The organism is Pseudomonas syringae pv. tomato str. DC3000 (assembly GCF_000007805.1).
In the GTDB taxonomy this organism is placed as follows: Bacteria; Pseudomonadota; Gammaproteobacteria; order Pseudomonadales; family Pseudomonadaceae; genus Aquipseudomonas; species Aquipseudomonas avellanae.
Genome location: NC_004578.1, coordinates 6,346,405 through 6,366,507 on the forward strand (window position 1 = coordinate 6,346,405; position 20,103 = coordinate 6,366,507).

The window sequence follows — 20,103 nt, forward strand, 5'->3', positions numbered from 1 at the left end:
GGGCTCTAGTAGGACTCTCTGATCATTCGTGCCTGACGTGCGCTACCGTCCTGCTCCAGTTTGTCCGCATGCAAACCCGCATAGTTGGACGCCATGCTGCCAATAGCCTTGAGCGCACCGTCAAGAATTTTTAAAATTTCTGAGAGATGGCCCACTCAGATGAACCGTGATTTCCGCATGTTGTTTCAGAATTTGGCTGGAATGTAGCGAAAAAATCAATTTCCGGATTGATTACCGTGATTTTGTCTCATTCTCAGCTCAGGCGAAATGTAGCGATTCAGACGCCAGCCCTTTCTTGAGGCCCCCTGCAGCTTCGCTGCTCGATAGATTTCCATCCAGGGCATCTGGCTTCTTGAATACCATCAATTTGATACCTGAATTCGTGATGACCTCGAAAGCCTTCGCGCGCCATGTCGCCGATATGCATCCGAAGCGCCACAAGCCAAGAGGCCTCATCATGCTATATCTCATCCTGTTGCTACGCTTGACCTATACCGCCGTTTTCAAAAAAACCACACACTGGTCACAAAATTTTCATCGGCTTTGTCGAAAGCTGTCATGACCGGCATAGCGCCATCTTTTGATAAATTGTTACCTGCTGTCCTGCCTCGCTGGAGCCATCCATGAATCTCAGATCTCTGAAAATCGCACATAGAGCTTTCCTATGCTTCGGCGTCATTACTCTGCTTTTGATCGGCTTGGGTGGTTTCTCCTACGTTCAAATTGGTCATTTGCGCGCAGCGGAACAAAACATTGAGCAAAACTCGCTACCCAGCATTCAGGTCATTGATGACATTCAGATCGCGCTTCTTCATGCACGTCTTGAAAGTATAAGAATGCTAGCAAGTACAGATCCTGACGTTAAAAAGGCATCGGAGGCCAAGGTGCGACAAGCAATGGACACCCTTCAATCACGCAGCGATTTCTATCAAAAAAATCTCATATCAGGTGAACAAGATCGCTCTCAATTTGACGATGCCCGTAACAAAATGAGCAATTACCTTGGCGGTTTGAAGCAGGTGATTGCAATGGATGTTGCCGACCATGAACAAGCCGTATCTTTTGCCAATTCGGAACAGGCCGACAGGGCGAGCGCTTATCAGGAAACCTTGACGACAATCCGCGATGAGAATGCAAAGGAAGCACAGCAGTCGGGGGCAGATGCAACATCGGTTTACAACCATAGCGTCAACGTTATGATAGCTGTTGTCGTACTCGCCTCTATTCTGACCGTCATTCTCGCAATCACCATGACACGCAGCATTGTAGGGCCTATGAGCGTATCTCTGAAACTTGCTGAAGATATTGCCGAAGGTGACTTGACCCGACATCTTGAGGTTACCGGCAGGGATGAGGCCTCAAGGTTGATGCAGGCGCTTAACCAGATGTCTGGGAAATTGAGGAGCACCATTCAAGATATCTCCGGTGCCTCTACGCAACTGAGCACCGCTGCCGTAGAAATGACATCCATCACCGAAAGCGCAGACCGTACGCTGCAGCAACAAAATAGCGAAATTGAACAGGCTGCGACCGCCGTCAACGAGATGAGCGCTGCCGTAGATGAGGTTGCACGTAATGCTACGTCGACATCTCAAGCAGCCCAGCAATCCAGTGCATCAGCAGATCTGGGCAATAGCCGTGTCGCTGAGACCCTAACCGCCATGCAAGCGTTGACGGGCTTGGTCGAAGGTTCATCAGCACAAGTATTAGCACTCGCAGGCCAGGCCCAAGACATCAGTAAGGTACTGAGTGTAATTAGAGGCATCGCTGAGCAGACCAATCTATTGGCACTGAACGCCGCAATCGAAGCTGCCCGAGCAGGTGAGCAAGGCAGAGGCTTTGCAGTTGTTGCAGACGAGGTGCGCGCCTTGGCGCATCGCACACAGACTTCTACTCAGGAAATCGAGCAGATGATCTCGGCCATACAGGCAGGCTCGTCTGCTACTGTGGAGTCGATGCAAAAAAGCACTCAGGAAGTGCATAGCACTCGCAAAACCGCAGAAGACGCAGGACAGTCTTTGCGACAGATCGCAAATTCTGTGCTGGAGATAAACGAACGCAACCTGCAGATCGCAACGGCGTCCGAACAACAAGCGCACGTAGCGCGCGATGTCGATCGCAGCCTGGTCAGTATTCGCGATCTCGCAATGCAAAGCAGTGAGGGAACTCGCCAGACGCTCATCGCCAGTAACGAGCTATCGCAGCTGGCAGTCAACCTGAATGATCTGGTACTTCGATTCCGGACTTGATTATGCTCTGCAGCAAGGCGGTGCAATTAGGGGACGGCCCGGCACTAAATTCAGGTCTGTTGCTTACAAAGGTTTTGGCTTGAGCGTAGAAGCTGCTCGCAGCGACGCCAGGGCATTCCTCGGACTGGCATGCATCGAGAGGTCGCCATGCGCGTTTTCCTGACGGATTGAGACCTTGGAAGCCGCGATCACTGATGGTCACTTGCGAATGGAAGATATCTTCTCTAACCCACCCCAATTTTAGCCTCAAGACGGGCAAAAAATTCAATGAGCGCCAGCGCTTTTTCGGCCTCACAACTGCCCAGAGGGCTATCTCAAAGTTGCCACCGATTAAGTGGCAACCGCTTTCATCAGATACCCGAAACGTGCCAATCAAAGCTCCGTTATTTTACCGGCATCGCTGCGTGGTGCTTGCAGACTGCCTGCCCACATCAAAAGCTGATGCTTGAAGCCATGACTCGCCGACTGGTAATAAGCTATAGCGCGAGCAATCAGCGGATCGGAACTCTGTGAAGCCTCTTCAACACTTGCACCTAACGCATCGTTGTGACGACGTAGCCCATTGCGCGGGCTGAGGATGGCAAGATTCTGTCCGTCAAAGAGTCCCAAATGCTGGTAGTTACCCAATACCACGCGAGGGGGCAGCGTCGGCGCAAGTCGCAGATCTCGGCCGAAAAACGTTGATTCATAGCTCATATTGAGTAGCCCGAGCAGGGTCGGTGCCAAATCGATCTGGCTCGCCAACTGACCATCGTCCTTTGGCGGCACGATCTTGGGCGCATAAATGAAAAGCGGGATCTGATAGTTCACCACGGGCAAGTCTTCCTTGCCTGCACTCCCAGCGGTGTGATCCGCGACGAAGACAAAAATCGTTTCGTCAAACCACGGCTAATGAGATGGTCAGCCCGATCCGAGAAACCCGGAGTGTCTACACTTTCCGGGTTTCTCTCTAACGTCGAGGAGATCACTCATGAAAAACGGCCTCAAGCTCTTAGGCATCGACATTGGTAAAAACAGTTTTCACCTCATAGGCCATGATGCAGGCGGCCACCAAGTATTACGCAAGTGCTTCAATCGCAATCGCCTTCTGCAGTTTGCGGCTCAGATTGAACCCTGCACCATTGCAATGGAGTCGTGCGGTGGCTCTCACTGGCTTGCCAGGAAACTCGCCTCGCTGGGGCACCGGGTGAAGTTGATTGCTCCGCAACATGTGAAGCCCTACGTGACGGGCAACAAGAATGACTTCATCGATGCCGAAGCTATATGCGAGGCGGCCTCCAGACCACGTACTCATTACGTTGCCGTCAAGACTGTGGAGCAGCAGGTACTTTCTGTACAACATCGTCTTCGCGAGTCACTGGTTTGCCACCGTACTGAAGCCATCAACAGGGTGCATGGTTTTTTGCTTGAGTTCGGAATTGCCTTGCCAGCCACCAAGGCAGCGATCGCCAAAGTGCCTGAGCTGATTGACGATTCACGTAGCGACCTGCCGCTGCAGTTCAAAAGGGTCATGGAGCATTTGCTGGAGGATATTCATCGCCTTGATACCGAAATAAAGGCCTGTGATGCGCAAATCAAGCAGCAACTGGCGCAAGACGATGCTGGTACACGCTTGATGACGATTCCTGGCATTGGTCCTATTACCGCCAGCGCATTTGTAGCGGATCTGGGTGACGCTTCCAATTTTCGAGCCTCACGAGACCTTTCCGCTTTTCTGGGGCTGGTTCCCAGACAGTTCTCTACAGGCGGGAGACCCGTATTGCTGGGTATCAGCAAGCGAGGTGACAGGCACCTGCGAACCCTGTTGGTGCAAGGTTCTCGAGCGCTCATGATTCGAATAGAACGCCGCGATGATGCCCTTGGGCAGTGGGTAAGAGACTTGTTGGCACGCAAGCATCCGAACAAGGTGGCATGTGCTTTAGCGAACAAGCTGGCAAGAATCGTATGGGCGGTGCTCAGACGAGGTAGCACTTACAACGCATCAATGATCTGAGTAGGACATAGGCGTACCGGCTTTTGCGACGCAGTGATGATGACGATAAACAGCTCATGGCCAGACTGAAAACCTGATAGGCAAAGCAGCCTTCGAGGCTTTAGGGATTTTTGAGGACAGTAAGGCGGCGAATACTCATCAAGGGCCGGGCAGCGAAATTGCCCAGAATGAGCCCGGATACATTAGCGCAAGCATGCTTTACCGCTCATCGAACTGCGATTGCAGGAGGTGGGCTGACCATACATTTGCCTAGCGGCGAGCAGGAATTGACCGATGGCATAATCTGTATATTTCACGGCCCCGTCACGGCCCTTGCCAGATTTGATGTCAATTCTGTTGTCAGGATAGGTGTACGGACGGTGGTTTGACGTTGTCATCAACTGCAGCAGAAAGGGCTTACCCGCAGCGAAGTTTGCGTCCGCTAACTTGAGTGTTTGGGCGTAAAGATCTTCGTCAGCCATGCCCCAGGCATTTTTGAAATGAATATCCGATTCGGCAACGCTGCTTTGGTCGACCACTCGATAACCGTTTCCACTGAAAAAAGCATTCATGTTGTCAAAGTAACCACGACCTCCGTAGACAAATACACTGTCGTACCCCACGGCAGAGAGCTGCTGCCCCAGGCTCGCATAACCGCCCTCGCGACCTACGCGCTTTACGATGGAACGGCCGGGAGTCGGCGGTATAGAGAGCGTAATGGCCTCCAGACCTCGATCTGTCCGGGTGCCCGTCGCATAAAAATTACTGAAGTACAGGCTGTGTCTTCGCAGCTCATCAAGGTTGGGCGTCAGGTTGCGACCATCCCCATTGCTACCCATGTATTTGGCGCTAAAGCTCTCGATCGTGACTAGCACGACATTCAGTTTTTTAACCTTGCCTTGGCGTGTGATCCTGCGACGGATGTCCATAGGATCTGTGCCCGTAAATATGGCTCCAGGCTCACCCAACTCAGCCCGAACAAGCCCTCCAGCCTGATCAGGCGGAAGGCTGGCAAAAAACTGTTCGTAATCCAGTTCATTATTACGAAAAGCCGCAAAGAATTGGTAAGGCCCGTTGCTTGCCAACTCGTTGTGGTAGGTATTTCCACCGCGCCCCTTTGGCGTGTCCTGGTCGACAAACATCAGGCTTGCCACCATCAACACACAGAGCGAAGCCAGTACAGCGGCGCGAGTACGCCAGTTAGGCAACGGTGCATCGAGAATACGCCATAACGTTTTATGCAACGCCCAACTGAGCGTTACTGCCGAAACACCAAGTGCCGTCAGCAAGGTGCCCATGGGATACGACTCGAACAGGTTGTTCAATACCTCATCCGAATAAACGAGGTAGTCGACCGCAATGAAATTGAAGCGAACCCCAAACTCATCCCAGAACAACAATTCGGCCACAGCGGTGAACAACATCACGAAAAAGCTAACGGATACGAGTCCTTGCAGCCACCACCTGTGCCACCTAGAACGCCATAACACGGGTGGACACAGCAGTACATAAAGCCCAAAGGGAAGCATGGCATAGGCAAGGAAGCTCAGATCGTAAAGTAGCCCTTTTCCAAAAACGGACGCATACCCATCAACAGACTCGTCGGGGTGGCTAATGACCAACGCAAAACGAGTGACAAGAAAGATCACGAACCAGATGCCGCATATCATGGCTAATAAACGCAGGGGGGAGTAACGCATTTGAAGCATAAGAGAATCCTTTCTTTGTTTTTATCCCGGCGCCCAATGGCGCTGGAGTTCTACAAGACTGCGGATCGAGAGGGTGTTACCGAGGTGGACTTGAAACCGCCGTTGGCAAATCTCGTGAACGAATCGTTCAAAAATGAGCATGAGTCAGACGGTGGCTTGGCCACACCACCCCTTTCAGGCAGGGCAGCGTTGCGAAGCAACGACATGAGGACAGGAAAAACTGAGGGTGCTCTCATAAGGGTTTGACGCAGCCATCCGTGCTGACAGCCCCATCATACTGAACTCATCAACAAAAGCCTAAACCTGGTACTTCTTAGAAATTCGCTGGACAGGCGTGCTGGCCCTACCGAGTGCTTTCCACAAAAGCGTGACGACTTTCCGGGTCAATGAAGAATTTTTTACCGAACGGCCAGAGGAGAAGGCAAAAGCTTTACCGACTTGAGGTCGCGACCAACACGATTGCAGGTTTCGTCCTTCTGATGCGCTATCTTTATCAGGAACCGCTCTGACACTATCGGAAGGTGTCGCGAGCTGGGTCCGCGCCATAGTGGCGGCCTTGAGCAACGATACGGAGCGATATGGACTTCACACACAGCATCAAGAAAAGAATCGTCATTGTGTTCGCGTTGATGACTGCTTTTGTAGCCATTGTTTTTGCTGCAGGGATCGTTGCGACCTTTCACGTGGTCGAGCGCAGACTCACCGACACAAGCCTGGCGGGTAGCCTGCACCGCATACTTGCCATGGATACAGTCGACGACTGGCGTCATGAGCCTGAAAAAGATGAGTTCTTTTATGTCCAGGACGGACCTGGCGACCTGCTGATGCCCAGAAATTTGCTCTCGTTGCCTTCAGGCTTTCAAGAGATCGAGCTCCAAGGTGCTCCATTTTACGCGATGGTGCGAGAGGTGGACGGCAAGAAATATGTTTTGCTACGCAACCATAAGGCCCTACAGCGACGTGAAAACCTGCTGTTCATGACTGTAGGCGGAGGCGTTTTGTTAAGCGTTCTCCTGGCACTGGGCTTAGGTTGGCTGCTCGCCCGCCGCGTCATGTCACCTGTCATTCGTCTTGCGCGACAAGTTCGACATCGCGACCAATTGCTGTCTTTCGCTCCCCCCCTTGGGCCCGATTACGCTGCTGACGAAGTAGGTGACCTTGCCCGCTCATTCGACGATACGTTGCTGAAGCTTCGCCCAGCCCTGGCGCGCGAGCAATTATTTACGAGTGACGTGAGCAACGAACTGCGCTCGCCACTGATAGTACTTGCAAGCGCTTCAGAAACACTGCTCCAGACTGCTTCGCTGGATATTCGCTGCCAAAAACAGGTGACTCGTATCGCTAGAGCAACCGACACCATGCTTCATTTGGTCGACACATTCCTGTTGTTGGCCCGCGATGAAGACCGTCATCCGACTGAAGCAAATCCCGTCTCGCTGAGGCAAGTAGCGGACGAACAGGCAGATATTTGGGGAAAGCAGATCCGTTCAAAAGGTCTCGAGTTTATCTATGACCCTACAGAACATTCTCAAGCTCGCTACAGCGATACATTGCTGTCTTCAGTCATGGGCAATCTGCTGCGCAACGCTTGGCATTACACCGACAAAGGACGCATCACTCTGGCCCTGACCGAATATGGTTTTGTGGTCGAAGACACAGGGATTGGCATACCTGAAGAGAAACAGCGGGCCATGTTTGAACCCTTCGTAAGGGGTGATGAAAAACGAGGTGAGGGTCTAGGCTTGGGGCTTTCTCTGGTTCAAAGGATCTGCACAAACCAGAAATGGGAGGTCCAGCTTTACAGTCAGGAGCCCAATGGATGCCGATTCTCAGTAAATTTGATGGACAATAATAAGGCGCAGTGATGGAAATTCTGATTATTGAGGATCATCAAGACATCCACGACAACCTGGTGGAATATTTCGAACTGAGAGGGCACAACGTGCAGAGCGCGCTCGACGGCCTGAGCGGGCTGCACTTGGCGGCCACCCAGAAATTCGATGCCATCATTCTCGACATCATGTTGCCAGGAATCGATGGCAACCAGATCTGTCGAAGCTTACGCCAGTATTCCAAAACGGAAGTTGCGATCGTCATGCTCAGCGCCCGAGACGAGCTTGAAGATCGACTTGTAGGATTCAGTGTGGGCACTGACGACTACATTACGAAACCCTTCGCCATGTCGGAAGTCCTTGCCAGAGTCGAAGCGGTGGTCGCTCGCAGTCAACGACGGAATAACCGAGTCATGGTCGTTGCTGATCTAAAATTTGACCTGGACACATGGGAGGTTTCCAGAAACGGCAAGCTCCTTAAACTGAATCCTACTAGTATGAAATTGCTGGAGTTGTTGATGCGCAAAAGTCCCCACATCGTAAAGCGCGCAGAGCTTGAAGATGTCGTTTGGGGGCGCGACGCACCCAACAGCGACAGTTTGCGCAGCAATATTCACATCCTGAGTGTCACCGCCACTGTAAAAATGACCCCCTAACGCCAACCTAGAATTGACCCCCCTGGGTAAAACTGGCGGCTTTGAGCTGCCAATATGTTGACCCAGGAGCAGTCTGTGGAAATTAAAGTGTTGGCCCGTCAGGGCCATGGCATCAAATTCATCGCCCGTGAGCTGGGTATTTCGCGTAACACCGTGCGCAAGTACCTGCGAAAGGCCCGGTCGCTACCCAGTGACAAGGTGAGACCCGCACGTCCGTGCAAAATCGACCCCTTCAAGGACTACCTGCACGAGCGTATTGAGGCGGCGCGCCCACACTGGATTCCGGCGACCGTCCTGCTGCGTGAGATCACGGCATTGGGGTACAGCGGCGGCGTCAGTCGTCTGAAGGCTTATATTCGCCCCTTCAAACGTAAGGCAGAAGAGCCGGTGGTACGTTTCGAGACACTGCCCGGCAAGCAGATACAGGTGGACTTCACCACCATTCGACGAGGCCGTCAGCCGCTTAAGGCGTTCGTGGCGACACTTGGTTTTAGTCGAGCAAGCTTTGTCCGTTTCTCCGAGCGAGAGGACAGCGAAGCCTGGCTGACAGGGCTTCGGGAGGCGTTCGCTTACTTTGGCGGCGTGCCCGAGCAGGCATTGTTTGATAACGCCGGAACCATCATCACCGAGCGAGATGCTTTTGGGGAGGGCCAGCACCGTTGGCATCCCCGATTGGCTGCGCTGGCCGATGAGTTTGGTTTTATTCCCAAGGTCTGCCGCCCTTACCGTGCCCAGACCAAGGGCAAGGTTGAGCGCTTCAACGGGTATCTGAAGGGCAGTTTCATTACCCCGTTGGCCGCTACGCTCAAGAGTGCGGGTCTGACGCTGGATGTGGTGACGGCCAACGCACATATCGGCCAATGGCTCGACGAAGTCGCTCATCAGCGGATTCACGGCACGACGGGTGTTCAACCGGCGGTACGTCTGGCCCAAGAGCAGCAGGTACTATTACCACTGCCAACACAGAGCCTGCGCCCACAACCCGCCCAAGGCCTACGCCTGGGACGGGTCCTGCCGTACGAGAGCTTGCAGCATCCGCTGTCGGTTTATGAGCAACTGCTGGAGGTGAGAGCATGAACCTTCAACATGCTCGCCTGACAGAACTATGCAAGGGGCTAAAGCTTGAGCGCGTCGGGGTGGACTGGCCGCACCTGGCCCAACAAGCAGCAAGCGGCGAAGACAGCTTTGCCGACTTCCTCGAAAAGCTGCTGGCTGCCGAGACCGATGCCCGAAGTGAACGCTCTCGACAGGCCCTGCTGAAAACTGCCGCGCTGCCCGCTGTGAAAACGCTGGAGCAATACGACTTCGCGTTTGCCACCGGCGTCCCCCGGGCACAGCTCCAGGAGCTGGCAGCACTGAGTTTTGTTGGACGTGCCGAGAACATCGTGTTCCTGGGGCCTAGTGGTGTAGGCAAGAGCCACCTGGCTATCGCCCTGGCCTACCGGGCAGTGATGGCCGGTATCAAAACCCGCTTCGTCACGGCGGCTGACTTGATGCTGCAACTGACCGCTGCGCACCGCCAGGAACGGCTCAAGGAATACTTCAGTCGTGTGGTGATGGCCCCTGGGTTGTTGGTCATCGATGAAATCGGCTACCTGCCGTTTGGTCGTGATGAAGCCAACCTGTTCTTCAATGTTGTCGCCAAGCGCTACGAGCAAGGCAGCCTGATCCTCACGAGTAACTTGCCGTTTACCCAGTGGGCCGGAACCTTTGCGGATGATCAAACACTGACAGCGGCCATGCTGGACAGGCTGTTACATCATGCCCATATCGTGCAGATGACAGGTGAAAGCTATCGACTCAAGGACAAGCGCAAAGCAGGAACCAAATCTTCTCGGGCCGAACCGGCTCGAAAATATGAACCCGAGGGGGGTCAAAACTAAGTTGGCGATTTAGCACGGAAGGGGGTCACTTTTTAGTTGGCGTTGACACCTGAGACGTACATTACACAGCGGCTTTGACGCCCCTCTGCTTCACACCGCACATGGCCTTGGTTACAAGCTCAGTAAGGCGGAATAGCTTGTTACGGAGCAACACAGTTTTCACAATCACTTGACCCAGCAACAACGCGAATCGCTCTATCTTTTGCTCATGAACACCCGGAGAGCATCATGAGCGGCCCAGTCAAACTCAAGTTTTCTGAAAAATACGATCAGGATCATGCAGAGCAGTATTTCCAGAAGCACCATGCCACTCTGGCCCGTCGCATGTCCCACTTGCGGGATGAGCAAATGGTGCGTAAAGCGCTCAAGCTAGCTGGAGACCCAGGCCTGGTATTGGATTTACCCTGTGGCGCAGGCAGGTTCTGGCCTCTCCTGTCAGAAAAGAAAAGTCGAATAATCATAGGTGCAGACAACTCAGCAGACATGCTAAGCACTGCCTGTACGCTACAGGATCAGGACATTGTCAAACGGGTAAAACCATTACAGACGTCAGCATTCAATATTTCGCTGCCCAACAATTCAGTTGATACCATTTTCAGCATGCGCTTGCTCCACCACATTGGTGAGGCAGAAAACCGCATGACGATGCTCAGAGAGTTTCACCGCGTTACCCGTGAGACTGTCATCCTTTCGCTGTGGGTGGATGGCAACTACAAATCCTGGAGGCGCACACGCCAGGAGGCTGCTCGCAGGGCATCGGGTAGGCAAGGTGATTACCAAAATCGGTTTGTCCTGCATCGCGCAACCGCAGAGGCGGAATTTCTTTCGGCTGGGTTCGCTATCGAAGAACGTATTGACTTCATACCGCTCTACGCAATGTGGCGGGTCTATCTTTTGAGAAAGCTGTAGCGTCTTCCATGGCATACGCTTCCAAGCAAACCTAAAGACAACCGTCAGCATTTCCATCAGATATTGCGCTGGCAGGCTGTACCCCTTGAAGCTCGGCTACGGACAAGTCGAGCCGAAAGCCGTAGTTTTGAATCCGTTCGTCCACCAGCATCGTGAGTTTTCCGGAATAGCTCGTACACTTTTCCTGTCAGCAATGGAGGAGCACGGTGAATGGACGTAAGCGTCTGCCGAACACATCTTGCACCAGGCCGTTTGGTGTAGACGGACGCTCGAAACACCCTGTCGAGACTATCGCGCTATTCGGTTTCGATGGCCGCTTGCTCCCCCTATGCTCTTGACTCGTCTAGGAGCAGCAACCAGAGCGAGCCCCAGCAGCGGGTTCGAACAGTGACTCAACAATCGTACAGTCTGGAGTGTTCGAGCCTAGGCATGTTGACTCACACGTGCGTGACATTGAGAGCAGCTCTATCCGGATCTGCTGTAGCTTAGCTACCTTAGATTCCACTTCTGCCAAGTGCTTCTTGACCACCGACAAGGCATCAGCACACGGACGATCAGCATCTGCCGCGAGCGCAATGAGTTCGCGGATATCGTCGAGTGGAAAGCCCAGTTCACGATTCTGCCTGATGAAGATGAGTCGTGACCGGTGCTTTTCGGTATAGATTCGATGCCGCCCTGTCGACCGTAGGGCCGGAGGGAGAAGGCCTATTTTCTCGTAGTAGCGAATCGTTTCAATGTGGCAACCCGTTGTTTTCGACAGCGCTCCGATTCCTGACATCCAAACTCCCCAAGCATTTTCTTGAACCTGTAGTAGCTACAGATATTAACCTGCTCAATCGAAAAATGATTTCACGCGTTTTAAGGGCATTCCGTGGACAGAGAACAGCTAGAGAAGAACCAGATTCCCGTTTACTTCGTCGCGGTCATTGTCGCGGCTATCGGAGGCCTGCTCGCACCTGATGCCTCTCAAGCGTTAGGTGCGTTGGTGACACCAGCCATCGCGGTGCTGATGTACGCCATGTTTCTACAGATCCCATTCCTGGATCTCCGCAAAGGGCTTGCAAACAAGCGTTTCATGACCGCGCTGCTGACCGCTAATTTCGTCGCCACCCCCCTGTTGGTTTGGGCGTTGACGATGGGCCTAGCCGACCACCCGGCGATTTTGGTGGGCGCACTATTGGTCTTGCTGACGCCTTGTATCGATTATGTGGTGGTGTTTACCCATATCGGTAAGGGCGACTCCAAACTGACTCTGGCGGCAACGCCATTACTACTCGTGCTTCAGCTTGTGCTACTACCCCTCTATCTAGCCTTCATGGTGAGTGATGACTCGGCGGTGGTTATATCGGTCGGCCCATTTGTTGAGGCCTTCGGAGTGCTGATCGCTTTACCCTTGGTCTTGGCAGTAGCAACAGCTGCCGGGGCAAAGGGGTCACGCGTCGTTGAGGGCTGGAACAATGTATGGGCTTGGATGCCTGTGCCAGCTATGGCGGCTGTATTGGTCGTAGTGATCGGCTCTCAGATTTCAACGGTGGTCAGAGACATGGACAAGCTGCTGCCTGTTATTCCCGTCTACATTGGTTTCATGCTCTTGGCACCCGTGGTGGGTGCGCTGGTTGCTTGGGCGTTTAAGTTACCGGCTAGCACGGCAAGATCTGTCGCTTTCAGCAGTTCGACACGAAACTCATTGGTAGTTCTACCATTGGCATTGGCCTTGCCCGAGGAAATCAGAGGGCTGGCTGCGGCAGCAGTCATTACTCAAACGCTGATTGAGTTGGTCAGCGAACTAATTTACATCCGAGCAATTCCTGCTTTGGTGTGGCGCAAAATGTAGATGCCAGGGAAGACATAAGCACAAAACACCCTGCTCGATTAAACAGGTGCCCACCTGTGCGGCAGCAGCTTGTTAATCTCACTCGCACGCTGCGTCGGCACCCTGGCCAATGCCGTCTCGGTACCGGCGCGCATGTCCATCGGCTCGGTGGCGAGCCAGATGGAGTCGATGCGAATCATCGCAGAAGGTCTCGAAGAAAGGTCGCGCAAGCAGCAGCATTTTCAGTGGGCCAGCTCACCTTTACGGTGCCGCGCGTGTGCTGTATTTCAACGCAGATATTCGGTGATGCTGGATGGGGGTTTGCACCGGCCGGCGGCATGGCTAACGGAATAAATGCAGGTGGGAGCGTTGGGCTTTTCTGCGCATGCAGCCGAATCCATTTGTGGACGAGGTTTGCGTTGAGATTATGGCTGAGTGCGACGCTGGCAATCGAAGCGCCGGGTTGGGAACACTCCTGAATGACCTGGGCTTTGAAGGGATTGGAATAGGAACGGCGTGTTGGCTGCATGAAATACCCGCTTAAAAAGCTAGAACTGGTGTCCACTTAAGGAAACTCTGAAAAAGGTTTCCTGATTTGGCAAAATACCCCAACACCTTTCACCGAGCTTCCCTGATGAAACAGATGACCTTCGCCGATGCCGAGTACGCGGGTAAACGTAAGCATACCCGCCGCGAGCGCTTTCTCATCGAGATGGATCAGGTTGTGCCCTGGAAAGGCTTGATTGCCCTTATCGAACCACATTATCCAAAGGGCGAAGGTGGCCGTCCGGCTTATCCGCTGATGGCGATGCTGCGTATTCACCTGATGCAGAACTGGTTTGGTTACAGCGATCCGGCGATGGAGGAAGCACTTTACGAGACAACGATCCTGCGCCAGTTCGCAGGGTTGAGTCTGGATCGAATCGCCGATGAAACCACGATTCTCAACTTCCGGCGTCTGTTGGAAAAGCATGAGTTGGCAGGCGGGATTTTGCAGGTCATCAATGGCTATCTGGGTGATCGAGGTTTGATGCTGCGCCAAGGTACGGTGGTCGATGCGACGATCATTCATGCGCCGAGCTCGACCAAGAACAAGGACGGCAAACGCGATCCCGAAATGCATCAGACGAAGAAAGGAAACCAGTATTTCTTCGGCATGAAAGCGCATATCGGCGTCGATGCCGAGTCGGGTTTAGTCCATAGCCTGGTGGGTACTGCGGCGAATGTGGCGGACGTGACTCAGGTTGATCAATTGCTACATGGTGAGGAAACCTATGTCAGCGGTGATGCGGGCTACACCGGCGTGGACAAGCGTGCGGAGCATCAGGATCGTCAGATGATCTGGTCAATTGCGGCCCGCCCAAGCCGTTATAAAAAGCATGGCGAGAAAAGTTTGATCGCACGGGTCTATCGCAAAATCGAGTTCACGAAAGCCCAGTTACGGGCGAAGGTTGAACATCCGTTTCGCGTGATCAAGCGCCAGTTTGGTTATACGAAAGTCCGGTTTCGCGGGCTGGCTAAAAACACCGCGCAACAGGCTACTCTGTTTGCCTTGTCGAACCTTTGGATGGTGCGAAAACGGCTGCTGGCGATGGGAGAGGTGCGCCTGTAATGCGGAAAAACGCCTTGGAAAGGTGCTGTTTGAAGGAAAATCGATGAGTTAAGAGCGGAAAACGTCTAATTATCTGATCGGGCGAGCTTTTTTTGAACCTCAGGCCATGAGAGCGTCAAAAATCGATGCCTACTTCAGACCTTCCCTAAATTTAAGTGCACACCATGCCCTGGCTTTGTGGGGCCGGGTAGATGACTTGGCCGGACGCATACCTTAATTTCCGAGCAGACGGCTGATGACGGTGGGTATTTCATTACTTAAGCTGGTCGTTACTTAAGCTGGTCGTTACTTAAGCTGGTCGTTGGCCAAGCTCTTCCACTGCACCGCATTCAATGAGCCAAGAATTCTGGGGGTCGACTTGCCGTCCATTTTTACAAAGAATGCCTCAGCGTATTCGCTAGACCGCTCCCCTGCAGGCACCCCCATGGTTCGCTCGAAATGATCGATACAACCGCTGTGGGTTATCAACACCAGGTTTTCCCCTTTTATTTTGTGGGCAACGACTGCATCCTTGAAGTGATTGTTACAGTCCCCAGCCCAGCCCTGAGGGACTACTGCTTGTCCCGCGATGTAATTTGCCGTCTGCTGCGTACGAGTCAATGGGCTGGCGATCAGCTGGGTCCGATCAAGCCCTAACCTTCGCAGCCCCTCACCTACATCAGACGCCGCATGGCTACCGTTCACCGTAATGCCGTCAGGACTGCCGAGACAGCTATTTGCAGATCGGTCACAGCGTTCCGCGTGCCTGATCATGACCACTACATCACCATGTCTCCATTGCTCGACAAGCCCCGAGGTGACAAGATTTTTGCCACTAGCCAAGTCGGAAACCTGGGCCGTGGTCGAAAACCAGATCAACGTTGTGGTTAGCATTAACGAGAAAACCGCAAACAATGTGCGCCAGTTGACAAGATGAAGTGAGCCAAAGCTTGTTTTGGGCTCACCTTGGTCATGAATAAATGTATGTGACACATCGAGCTCCTATTGGTCATCGCAGTATCCCTTCATATGGATGAAGCGTCGCACCACGACATGGGGCGAAAAATAAAGATGCTGACGTGGCTGAGCAGTGAAGAAGATGTCAAAAATTAGTTAATGCGAACAATGATTTTTTGGACGGGATCGATGCCAGCATAGCCGAAAAATAAAAGAGCTGAACGCTGCACTTACCGACCTTTTATCACCGAGCTTTTCACACAAATTTTATAATCCTAGACCTAAAGTTCGCAGCCTTGCAGAGGCCGCCATTGAGCTGCCTAGTACTCGCTCACTGAAGTCAGGAAGACCGGAATGTGGAAAATCAAAGCAGCTCGTCCCGAGTTTGCGATTGTGCTCGCCAGCTTATTTTTGTTACTGGCTTTCAATGCGACGTTGTGGCAACACCTGTTCAACATCACAGACAATCATGACGGAAGTGCCGAGCTGCGTGTCGCATTCGGCCTCATAGTTTTTTGTATTTTCAACATTGTACTGACATTGCTAGCTTTTAAAGTTGTGCTAAAACCAATTTTGACTGTCCTGTTCGTTCTGAGCGCAGCGGTCTCATACTTTATGGACCAGTATGGCGTTTTGATTGACGTAGGCATGTTCAGAAACGTGGCCGAAACCAATATCACCGAAGCCCAGGGATTGCTTTCTCTCAAACTGCTTGTCTACCTCGTGCTACTGGGCATCGTGCCCTCCATCGTACTGTGGAAAACCCCGATTAACTATAGACGCTGGCCCAGAGAGTTACTCAGTAAAGCGATTGTCCTAGCTGGCTGCGGCTTTGCTGTAGGCTCGATTGCTCTGCTCAATTACCAAGGCTTGTCATCGCTTCTTCGCAACCACCACGAATTGCGACTTATGGTGGTTCCCAGCAACTACATTGGTGCCTCTATCAGCTACCTGCGCGAGAAGGTGGTCTCCGCTCAGAAGCCTTTTTCAACCATTGCCGAAGACGCAAAGCTGAACAGCTCCTGGGCGCAACATTCGCGAAAATCGCTGACAGTACTGGTCATCGGCGAAAGCGCACGTGCCGATAACTTCGGAATCCTCGGCTACAGCCGAGATACCACCCCAGAATTGCGCAGCCAGTCTGGTGTAATCGCGTTCAGCGACGTGCAATCCTGCGGCACAGAGACGGCGGTATCGGTACCGTGCATGTTCTCGAATATGGGTCGGAAAAACTACAACCCTACAACGGCCAAGAATCAGGAAGGGTTGCTGGATGTACTGAAACGCGCCGGAGTGGATGTGATTTGGCGGGACAACCAGTCCGGCTGCAAAGGCACCTGCGACCGAGTGACCTTTGAAGATGTGAGCAATCTCGATGATCCTGCGTTATGCCTTGATAACGAATGCCGCGACGAAATTCTGCTGCAGGGTCTGCAGGCGCGCATCGATAACCTCGAAAAGGACACAGTGCTGGTGCTTCATCAAATGGGTAGCCACGGCCCGGAGTACTTCAAACGTTACCCAAAAAAATTCGAGAAATTCACGCCTGTTTGCGAAAGCAACGCGCTGAACAATTGCTCGCGAGAAAGCATCGTCAACAGTTACGACAATACGTTGACCTATACCGACCATGTCTTGTCCAGCCTGATCAATATCCTGCGCAGCAATCAGGAAAAAGTCGATACGGCCATGTTGTATCTTTCAGACCATGGCGAATCACTGGGGGAATACAACCTGTTCCTGCATGGCACTCCTTACATGCTAGCGCCTATCCAGCAAAAGCATGTCCCTATGATCACCTGGTTCTCTGAAAACTATAAAAAATCGTTCGCTATCAACTCAGACTGCCTGAAAAAGAAGCGCGACTCAGCACTGAGCCAGGACAACCTGTTTCACTCAATGCTGGGGTTAATGCGAGTAGATACCAAGGCTTACGACCCCGCTCTGGACATGTTTTCAGGCTGTCGAAGCCCCCGCGAACAGGACGCATTGGCGGAGCAATAAACAGGACCTGATCTCCGCGTCTCATGTCGGGAGGTGTGAGACGACGCGCTCAAACTTCACACCACCAACCCTTATATGACAAACACGGTCATCTTTTCTTAACACATTTATGACATTCATCTTGCGCTACGTATACAGCACCCGGTGCTGGCATCTGAAAGCAAACCACGCTCATCGCTTCATGAGCAGAGGGAGCAGCGCATGAAAGTGACAGTGTTTGGAACCGGCTACGTGGGGCTTACCCAAGCCGCATGTCTGGCGAAAGTAGGCCACACCGTTTGCTGTGTGGATGTGGACGAAAAACGTATCCAGGCACTGCGTGAAGGCGCATGCCCGATATTCGAGCCCGGTCTTGCGGACCTTCTGCAAAGCGGTCTGGCTTGCCAACGGTTGCAGTTCACCACGAACGCAGCCCATGCCAGCCGCTTTGCCGAGTTGATATTCATCGCTGTCGGAACGCCGCCGCTAGCGGACGGCAGGGCCGATCTGAGCCAGGTGCTTGCCGTAATGCACACCGTGCTCGAGCACGCCGACGGTGCCCGGATCATCGTCAACAAGTCCACCTCACCCGTCGGGACGGTGGACCGTTTGCTCGCCGAAATCGCTGCCAGCCCGCGATGCGATGATGGTTTCGAAGTCATCAGCAACCCGGAATTTTTCAAGGAAGGCTCTGCGGTCGGCGATTGTCTGCGTCCGGATCGCATTATCGTCGGCGGTGCCAGTCAATCGGCACTGGAGCTCCTGCGTGAGCTTTACCAACCTTTCAGCCGCAACCGTGAAAAGTTTGTAGTCATGGATGCCCGAAGCGCTGAACTCACCAAATACGCAGCCAACTGCCTACTCGCAACCAAAATATCGTTCATCAATGAAATGGCCAATCTGGCCGAACAGGTTGATGCCGATATCGAGCAGGTTCGTCTGGGCATCGGGTCCGATCCGCGCATAGGTTACGACTTCATCTACCCTGGCTGCGGTTTCGGCGGGTCATGCTTTCCCAAGGACCTTCAGGCGCTGATCGGCACTGCTGCGGAACACGGTGTCGAGACCTCGCTGCTCAGTGCCGTAGAACAGGTCAACCGTCGCCAGAAGCACCGATTGTTCGAGAAGATCCGTACCCATTATCAGGGCGAACTTGCAGGTAAAGTCTTTGCCGTCTGGGGGCTGGCTTTCAAACCCAACACTGACGATATCCGCGAAGCCTCCAGTCACGCTTTGCTGGAAGCGCTCTGGGCCTCTGGCGCGAGGATTCAGGCCCATGATCCGCAGGCGATGCAAGCCATACGGCTTCATTATGGCGAGCGTGATGACTTGAAGCTCGTCGACTGCAAGGAACATGCGCTTGAAGGCGCGGACGCCCTGGTAGTGGTCACTGAGTGGCAGGACTACCGCGTTCTGAATCTGGACCGGCTCGGTACGACATTGCGCGACCGTGTCATCTTCGATGGCCGTAACCTGTTCGATCCGGTACAGCTACGGGAAGCAGGGTTTGTGTACCACGGCATTGGGCGCGGCCAGAGGATCAACGTATGACGGTGCTCGTGACAGGCGCCGCCGGATTCATTGGCTTCCACGTTGCCAAACATCTGTGTGAGCAGGGTATTGAAGTTGTCGGCATCGATAACCTGAACGATTACTACAGCGTCGAACTGAAACATTCACGACTGGCCATCCTTGAGCGCATGCCAGGTTTCGTCTTCAAAAGGCTGGACATTACGGATGCAACGGGTCTGTCCACTCTGTTCGAACACAATACCTTCGAACAGGTCATTCACCTCGCCGCCCAGGCGGGTGTGCGCTATTCGATGGAGCAACCCGACGCCTACATCCAATCCAATCTGGTCGGTTTCAGCAACGTGCTCGAGGCCTGCCGCCAGCACCGCCCCTCGCACCTGATTTATGCCTCCAGCAGTTCGGTCTACGGGGCCAATACGCGCCTGCCGTTTCGGGTGGAGGATGCCGTCGACAGGCCGCTCTCCCTCTATGCGGCCACAAAGCGCGCCAATGAGCTGGCGGCTTACAGCTACTGCCACCTGTACGGCTTGCGAGCTACCGGGCTGCGCTTTTTCACGGTTTACGGCCCCTGGGGTCGACCGGACATGGCGCTGTTCAAGTTCACCCAAGCCATGCTCCGCGAAGAGCCTGTGGACATTTACAACCATGGTGAGATGGCGCGGGATTTCACCTACATCGACGACATCGTGGAAAGCATCCTACGCCTGCGTCTGCGCCCGCCCGAGCCAGCGGGCGGTGAGCCTGCACATCAGCTCTTCAACATCGGACGCGGCCAGCCCGTCAAGCTGCTGGAGTTCGTCGATTGCCTGGAAAAGGCGCTGGGCCTCAAGGCCCAGCGTCGCTATCTCCCTCTGCAGGCAGGCGATGTACTGCAGACCTGGGCTGACGTTACCGCCTTGGCCCGTTGGATCGATTTCCAGCCGCACGTCTCGGTCGACAGCGGTGTGAGCGCGTTCGTTGAGTGGTACCGAGAGCATTATCAATCCGGACCGCCTCCGCTATCTCTCCAATAAGGA

At 53.4% G+C, this 20,103-nt stretch carries 15 protein-coding genes and 2 pseudogenes; 12 read left to right on the plus strand and 5 right to left on the minus strand.

Annotated features, from left to right (window positions below; genetic code table 11):
- The first annotated feature begins 623 nt into the window (after nucleotides 1-623).
- On the plus strand, nucleotides 624-2,249 hold the full coding sequence (locus tag PSPTO_RS28835; protein ID WP_011105575.1) for a methyl-accepting chemotaxis protein: 1,626 nt from the start codon (nucleotides 624-626) through the stop codon (nucleotides 2,247-2,249).
- 372 nt (nucleotides 2,250-2,621) lie between these two features.
- Here the strand turns inward: PSPTO_RS28835 and PSPTO_RS28840 are convergent.
- Nucleotides 2,622-3,137, minus strand: a pseudogene (locus PSPTO_RS28840) (sulfatase-like hydrolase/transferase); the annotation flags it as partial.
- A gap of 82 nt (nucleotides 3,138-3,219) precedes the next feature.
- Between PSPTO_RS28840 and PSPTO_RS28845 the strand changes: the two are divergent.
- Nucleotides 3,220-4,242 carry an IS110-like element ISPsy7 family transposase gene (locus PSPTO_RS28845; protein WP_011103120.1) on the plus strand — a complete coding sequence of 341 codons (1,023 nt, stop codon included), beginning with the start codon at nucleotides 3,220-3,222 and terminating at the stop codon, nucleotides 4,240-4,242.
- 245 nt (nucleotides 4,243-4,487) lie between these two features.
- Here PSPTO_RS28845 and PSPTO_RS28850 read toward each other — a convergent pair.
- Nucleotides 4,488-5,930: pseudogene (locus PSPTO_RS28850) on the minus strand (LTA synthase family protein); the annotation flags it as partial.
- A gap of 578 nt (nucleotides 5,931-6,508) precedes the next feature.
- Here PSPTO_RS28850 and PSPTO_RS28855 point away from each other — a divergent pair.
- From PSPTO_RS28855 to PSPTO_RS28875, 5 genes are all read left to right on the plus strand, one after another.
- Nucleotides 6,509-7,795 carry a sensor histidine kinase gene (locus PSPTO_RS28855; RefSeq protein WP_011105576.1) on the plus strand — a complete coding sequence of 429 codons (1,287 nt, stop codon included), beginning with the start codon at nucleotides 6,509-6,511 and terminating at the stop codon, nucleotides 7,793-7,795.
- Entirely contained in the window at nucleotides 7,795-8,418 is a 624-nt protein-coding gene (locus tag PSPTO_RS28860) for a response regulator transcription factor (protein WP_159229484.1), read from the plus strand. Before PSPTO_RS28855 ends, PSPTO_RS28860 begins: the two co-directional genes overlap by 1 nt.
- Before the next feature lie 54 nt (nucleotides 8,419-8,472).
- Entirely contained in the window at nucleotides 8,473-9,495 is a 1,023-nt protein-coding gene (istA, locus tag PSPTO_RS28865) for an IS21-like element ISPsy4 family transposase (RefSeq protein ID WP_002551322.1), read from the plus strand.
- Nucleotides 9,492-10,301, plus strand: a complete 810-nt coding sequence (istB, locus tag PSPTO_RS28870; protein WP_005741073.1) for an IS21-like element ISPsy4 family helper ATPase IstB — start codon at nucleotides 9,492-9,494, stop codon at nucleotides 10,299-10,301. The genes istA and istB overlap by 4 nt, the downstream gene beginning before the upstream one ends.
- A gap of 228 nt (nucleotides 10,302-10,529) precedes the next feature.
- Nucleotides 10,530-11,210 (plus strand): class I SAM-dependent methyltransferase, encoded by a 681-nt coding sequence (locus PSPTO_RS28875; protein WP_011105577.1) that lies wholly within the window; start codon nucleotides 10,530-10,532, stop codon nucleotides 11,208-11,210.
- 343 nt (nucleotides 11,211-11,553) lie between these two features.
- Here PSPTO_RS28875 and PSPTO_RS28880 read toward each other — a convergent pair whose 3' ends face one another.
- The gene (locus tag PSPTO_RS28880; RefSeq protein WP_011105578.1) at nucleotides 11,554-11,988 is read right to left on the minus strand and encodes a MerR family transcriptional regulator; all 435 of its coding nucleotides are present in this window, start codon (nucleotides 11,986-11,988) and stop codon (nucleotides 11,554-11,556) included.
- A gap of 93 nt (nucleotides 11,989-12,081) precedes the next feature.
- Between PSPTO_RS28880 and PSPTO_RS28885 the strand changes: the two genes are divergently transcribed.
- Nucleotides 12,082-13,044, plus strand: coding sequence for an arsenic resistance protein (locus PSPTO_RS28885; protein WP_011105579.1), 963 nt, complete (start codon nucleotides 12,082-12,084; stop codon nucleotides 13,042-13,044).
- A gap of 175 nt (nucleotides 13,045-13,219) precedes the next feature.
- Here PSPTO_RS28885 and PSPTO_RS28890 read toward each other — a convergent pair whose 3' ends face one another.
- Nucleotides 13,220-13,552 (minus strand): IS66-like element accessory protein TnpA, encoded by a 333-nt coding sequence (locus PSPTO_RS28890; RefSeq protein WP_011105580.1) that lies wholly within the window; start codon nucleotides 13,550-13,552, stop codon nucleotides 13,220-13,222.
- Between the two features lie 105 nt (nucleotides 13,553-13,657).
- On the opposite strand from PSPTO_RS28890, the gene PSPTO_RS28895 reads away from it, so the two are divergent.
- Nucleotides 13,658-14,635: an IS5-like element ISPssy family transposase gene (locus tag PSPTO_RS28895; RefSeq protein WP_007247571.1), complete on the plus strand. Its 978-nt coding sequence runs from the start codon at nucleotides 13,658-13,660 to the stop codon at nucleotides 14,633-14,635.
- A gap of 285 nt (nucleotides 14,636-14,920) precedes the next feature.
- Here PSPTO_RS28895 and PSPTO_RS28900 read toward each other — a convergent pair whose 3' ends face one another.
- A complete protein-coding gene (locus PSPTO_RS28900) occupies nucleotides 14,921-15,508 on the minus strand; it encodes a histidine phosphatase family protein (RefSeq protein WP_161797816.1) in 588 nt (195 codons plus the stop codon).
- Between the two features lie 417 nt (nucleotides 15,509-15,925).
- Between PSPTO_RS28900 and PSPTO_RS28905 the strand changes: the two genes are divergently transcribed.
- The 3 genes from PSPTO_RS28905 (at nucleotide 15,926) to PSPTO_RS28915 (ending at nucleotide 20,100) form a co-directional block, all read left to right on the plus strand.
- Nucleotides 15,926-17,575: a phosphoethanolamine transferase gene (locus PSPTO_RS28905; protein ID WP_011105582.1), complete on the plus strand. Its 1,650-nt coding sequence runs from the start codon at nucleotides 15,926-15,928 to the stop codon at nucleotides 17,573-17,575.
- 201 nt (nucleotides 17,576-17,776) lie between these two features.
- Nucleotides 17,777-19,105: a UDP-glucose dehydrogenase family protein gene (locus tag PSPTO_RS28910; RefSeq protein WP_011105583.1), complete on the plus strand. Its 1,329-nt coding sequence runs from the start codon at nucleotides 17,777-17,779 to the stop codon at nucleotides 19,103-19,105.
- Nucleotides 19,102-20,100, plus strand: a complete 999-nt coding sequence (locus tag PSPTO_RS28915; protein ID WP_011105584.1) for an SDR family NAD(P)-dependent oxidoreductase — start codon at nucleotides 19,102-19,104, stop codon at nucleotides 20,098-20,100. The genes PSPTO_RS28910 and PSPTO_RS28915 overlap by 4 nt, the downstream gene beginning before the upstream one ends.
- Nucleotides 20,101-20,103: the final 3 nt, after the last annotated feature.

Excerpts from the sequence above, each read along its gene's own strand:
- PSPTO_RS28900 (WP_161797816.1), bottom strand. The coding sequence starts at position 15,508 with ATGCTAACCACAACGTTGATCTGGTTTTCGACCACGGCCCAGGTTTCC.
- PSPTO_RS28915 (WP_011105584.1), top strand. The coding sequence starts at position 19,102 with ATGACGGTGCTCGTGACAGGCGCCGCCGGATTCATTGGCTTCCACGTT.
- PSPTO_RS28860 (WP_159229484.1), top strand. The coding sequence starts at position 7,795 with ATGGAAATTCTGATTATTGAGGATCATCAAGACATCCACGACAACCTG.
- PSPTO_RS28835 (WP_011105575.1), top strand. The coding sequence starts at position 624 with ATGAATCTCAGATCTCTGAAAATCGCACATAGAGCTTTCCTATGCTTC.
- PSPTO_RS28895 (WP_007247571.1), top strand. The coding sequence starts at position 13,658 with ATGAAACAGATGACCTTCGCCGATGCCGAGTACGCGGGTAAACGTAAG.
- istB (WP_005741073.1), top strand. The coding sequence starts at position 9,492 with ATGAACCTTCAACATGCTCGCCTGACAGAACTATGCAAGGGGCTAAAG.
- PSPTO_RS28845 (WP_011103120.1), top strand. The coding sequence starts at position 3,220 with ATGAAAAACGGCCTCAAGCTCTTAGGCATCGACATTGGTAAAAACAGT.
- PSPTO_RS28880 (WP_011105578.1), bottom strand. The coding sequence starts at position 11,988 with ATGTCAGGAATCGGAGCGCTGTCGAAAACAACGGGTTGCCACATTGAA.
- PSPTO_RS28910 (WP_011105583.1), top strand. The coding sequence starts at position 17,777 with ATGAAAGTGACAGTGTTTGGAACCGGCTACGTGGGGCTTACCCAAGCC.
- PSPTO_RS28875 (WP_011105577.1), top strand. The coding sequence starts at position 10,530 with ATGAGCGGCCCAGTCAAACTCAAGTTTTCTGAAAAATACGATCAGGAT.
- PSPTO_RS28855 (WP_011105576.1), top strand. The coding sequence starts at position 6,509 with ATGGACTTCACACACAGCATCAAGAAAAGAATCGTCATTGTGTTCGCG.
- PSPTO_RS28905 (WP_011105582.1), top strand. The coding sequence starts at position 15,926 with ATGTGGAAAATCAAAGCAGCTCGTCCCGAGTTTGCGATTGTGCTCGCC.
- PSPTO_RS28890 (WP_011105580.1), bottom strand. The coding sequence starts at position 13,552 with ATGCAGCCAACACGCCGTTCCTATTCCAATCCCTTCAAAGCCCAGGTC.
- istA (WP_002551322.1), top strand. The coding sequence starts at position 8,473 with ATGTTGACCCAGGAGCAGTCTGTGGAAATTAAAGTGTTGGCCCGTCAG.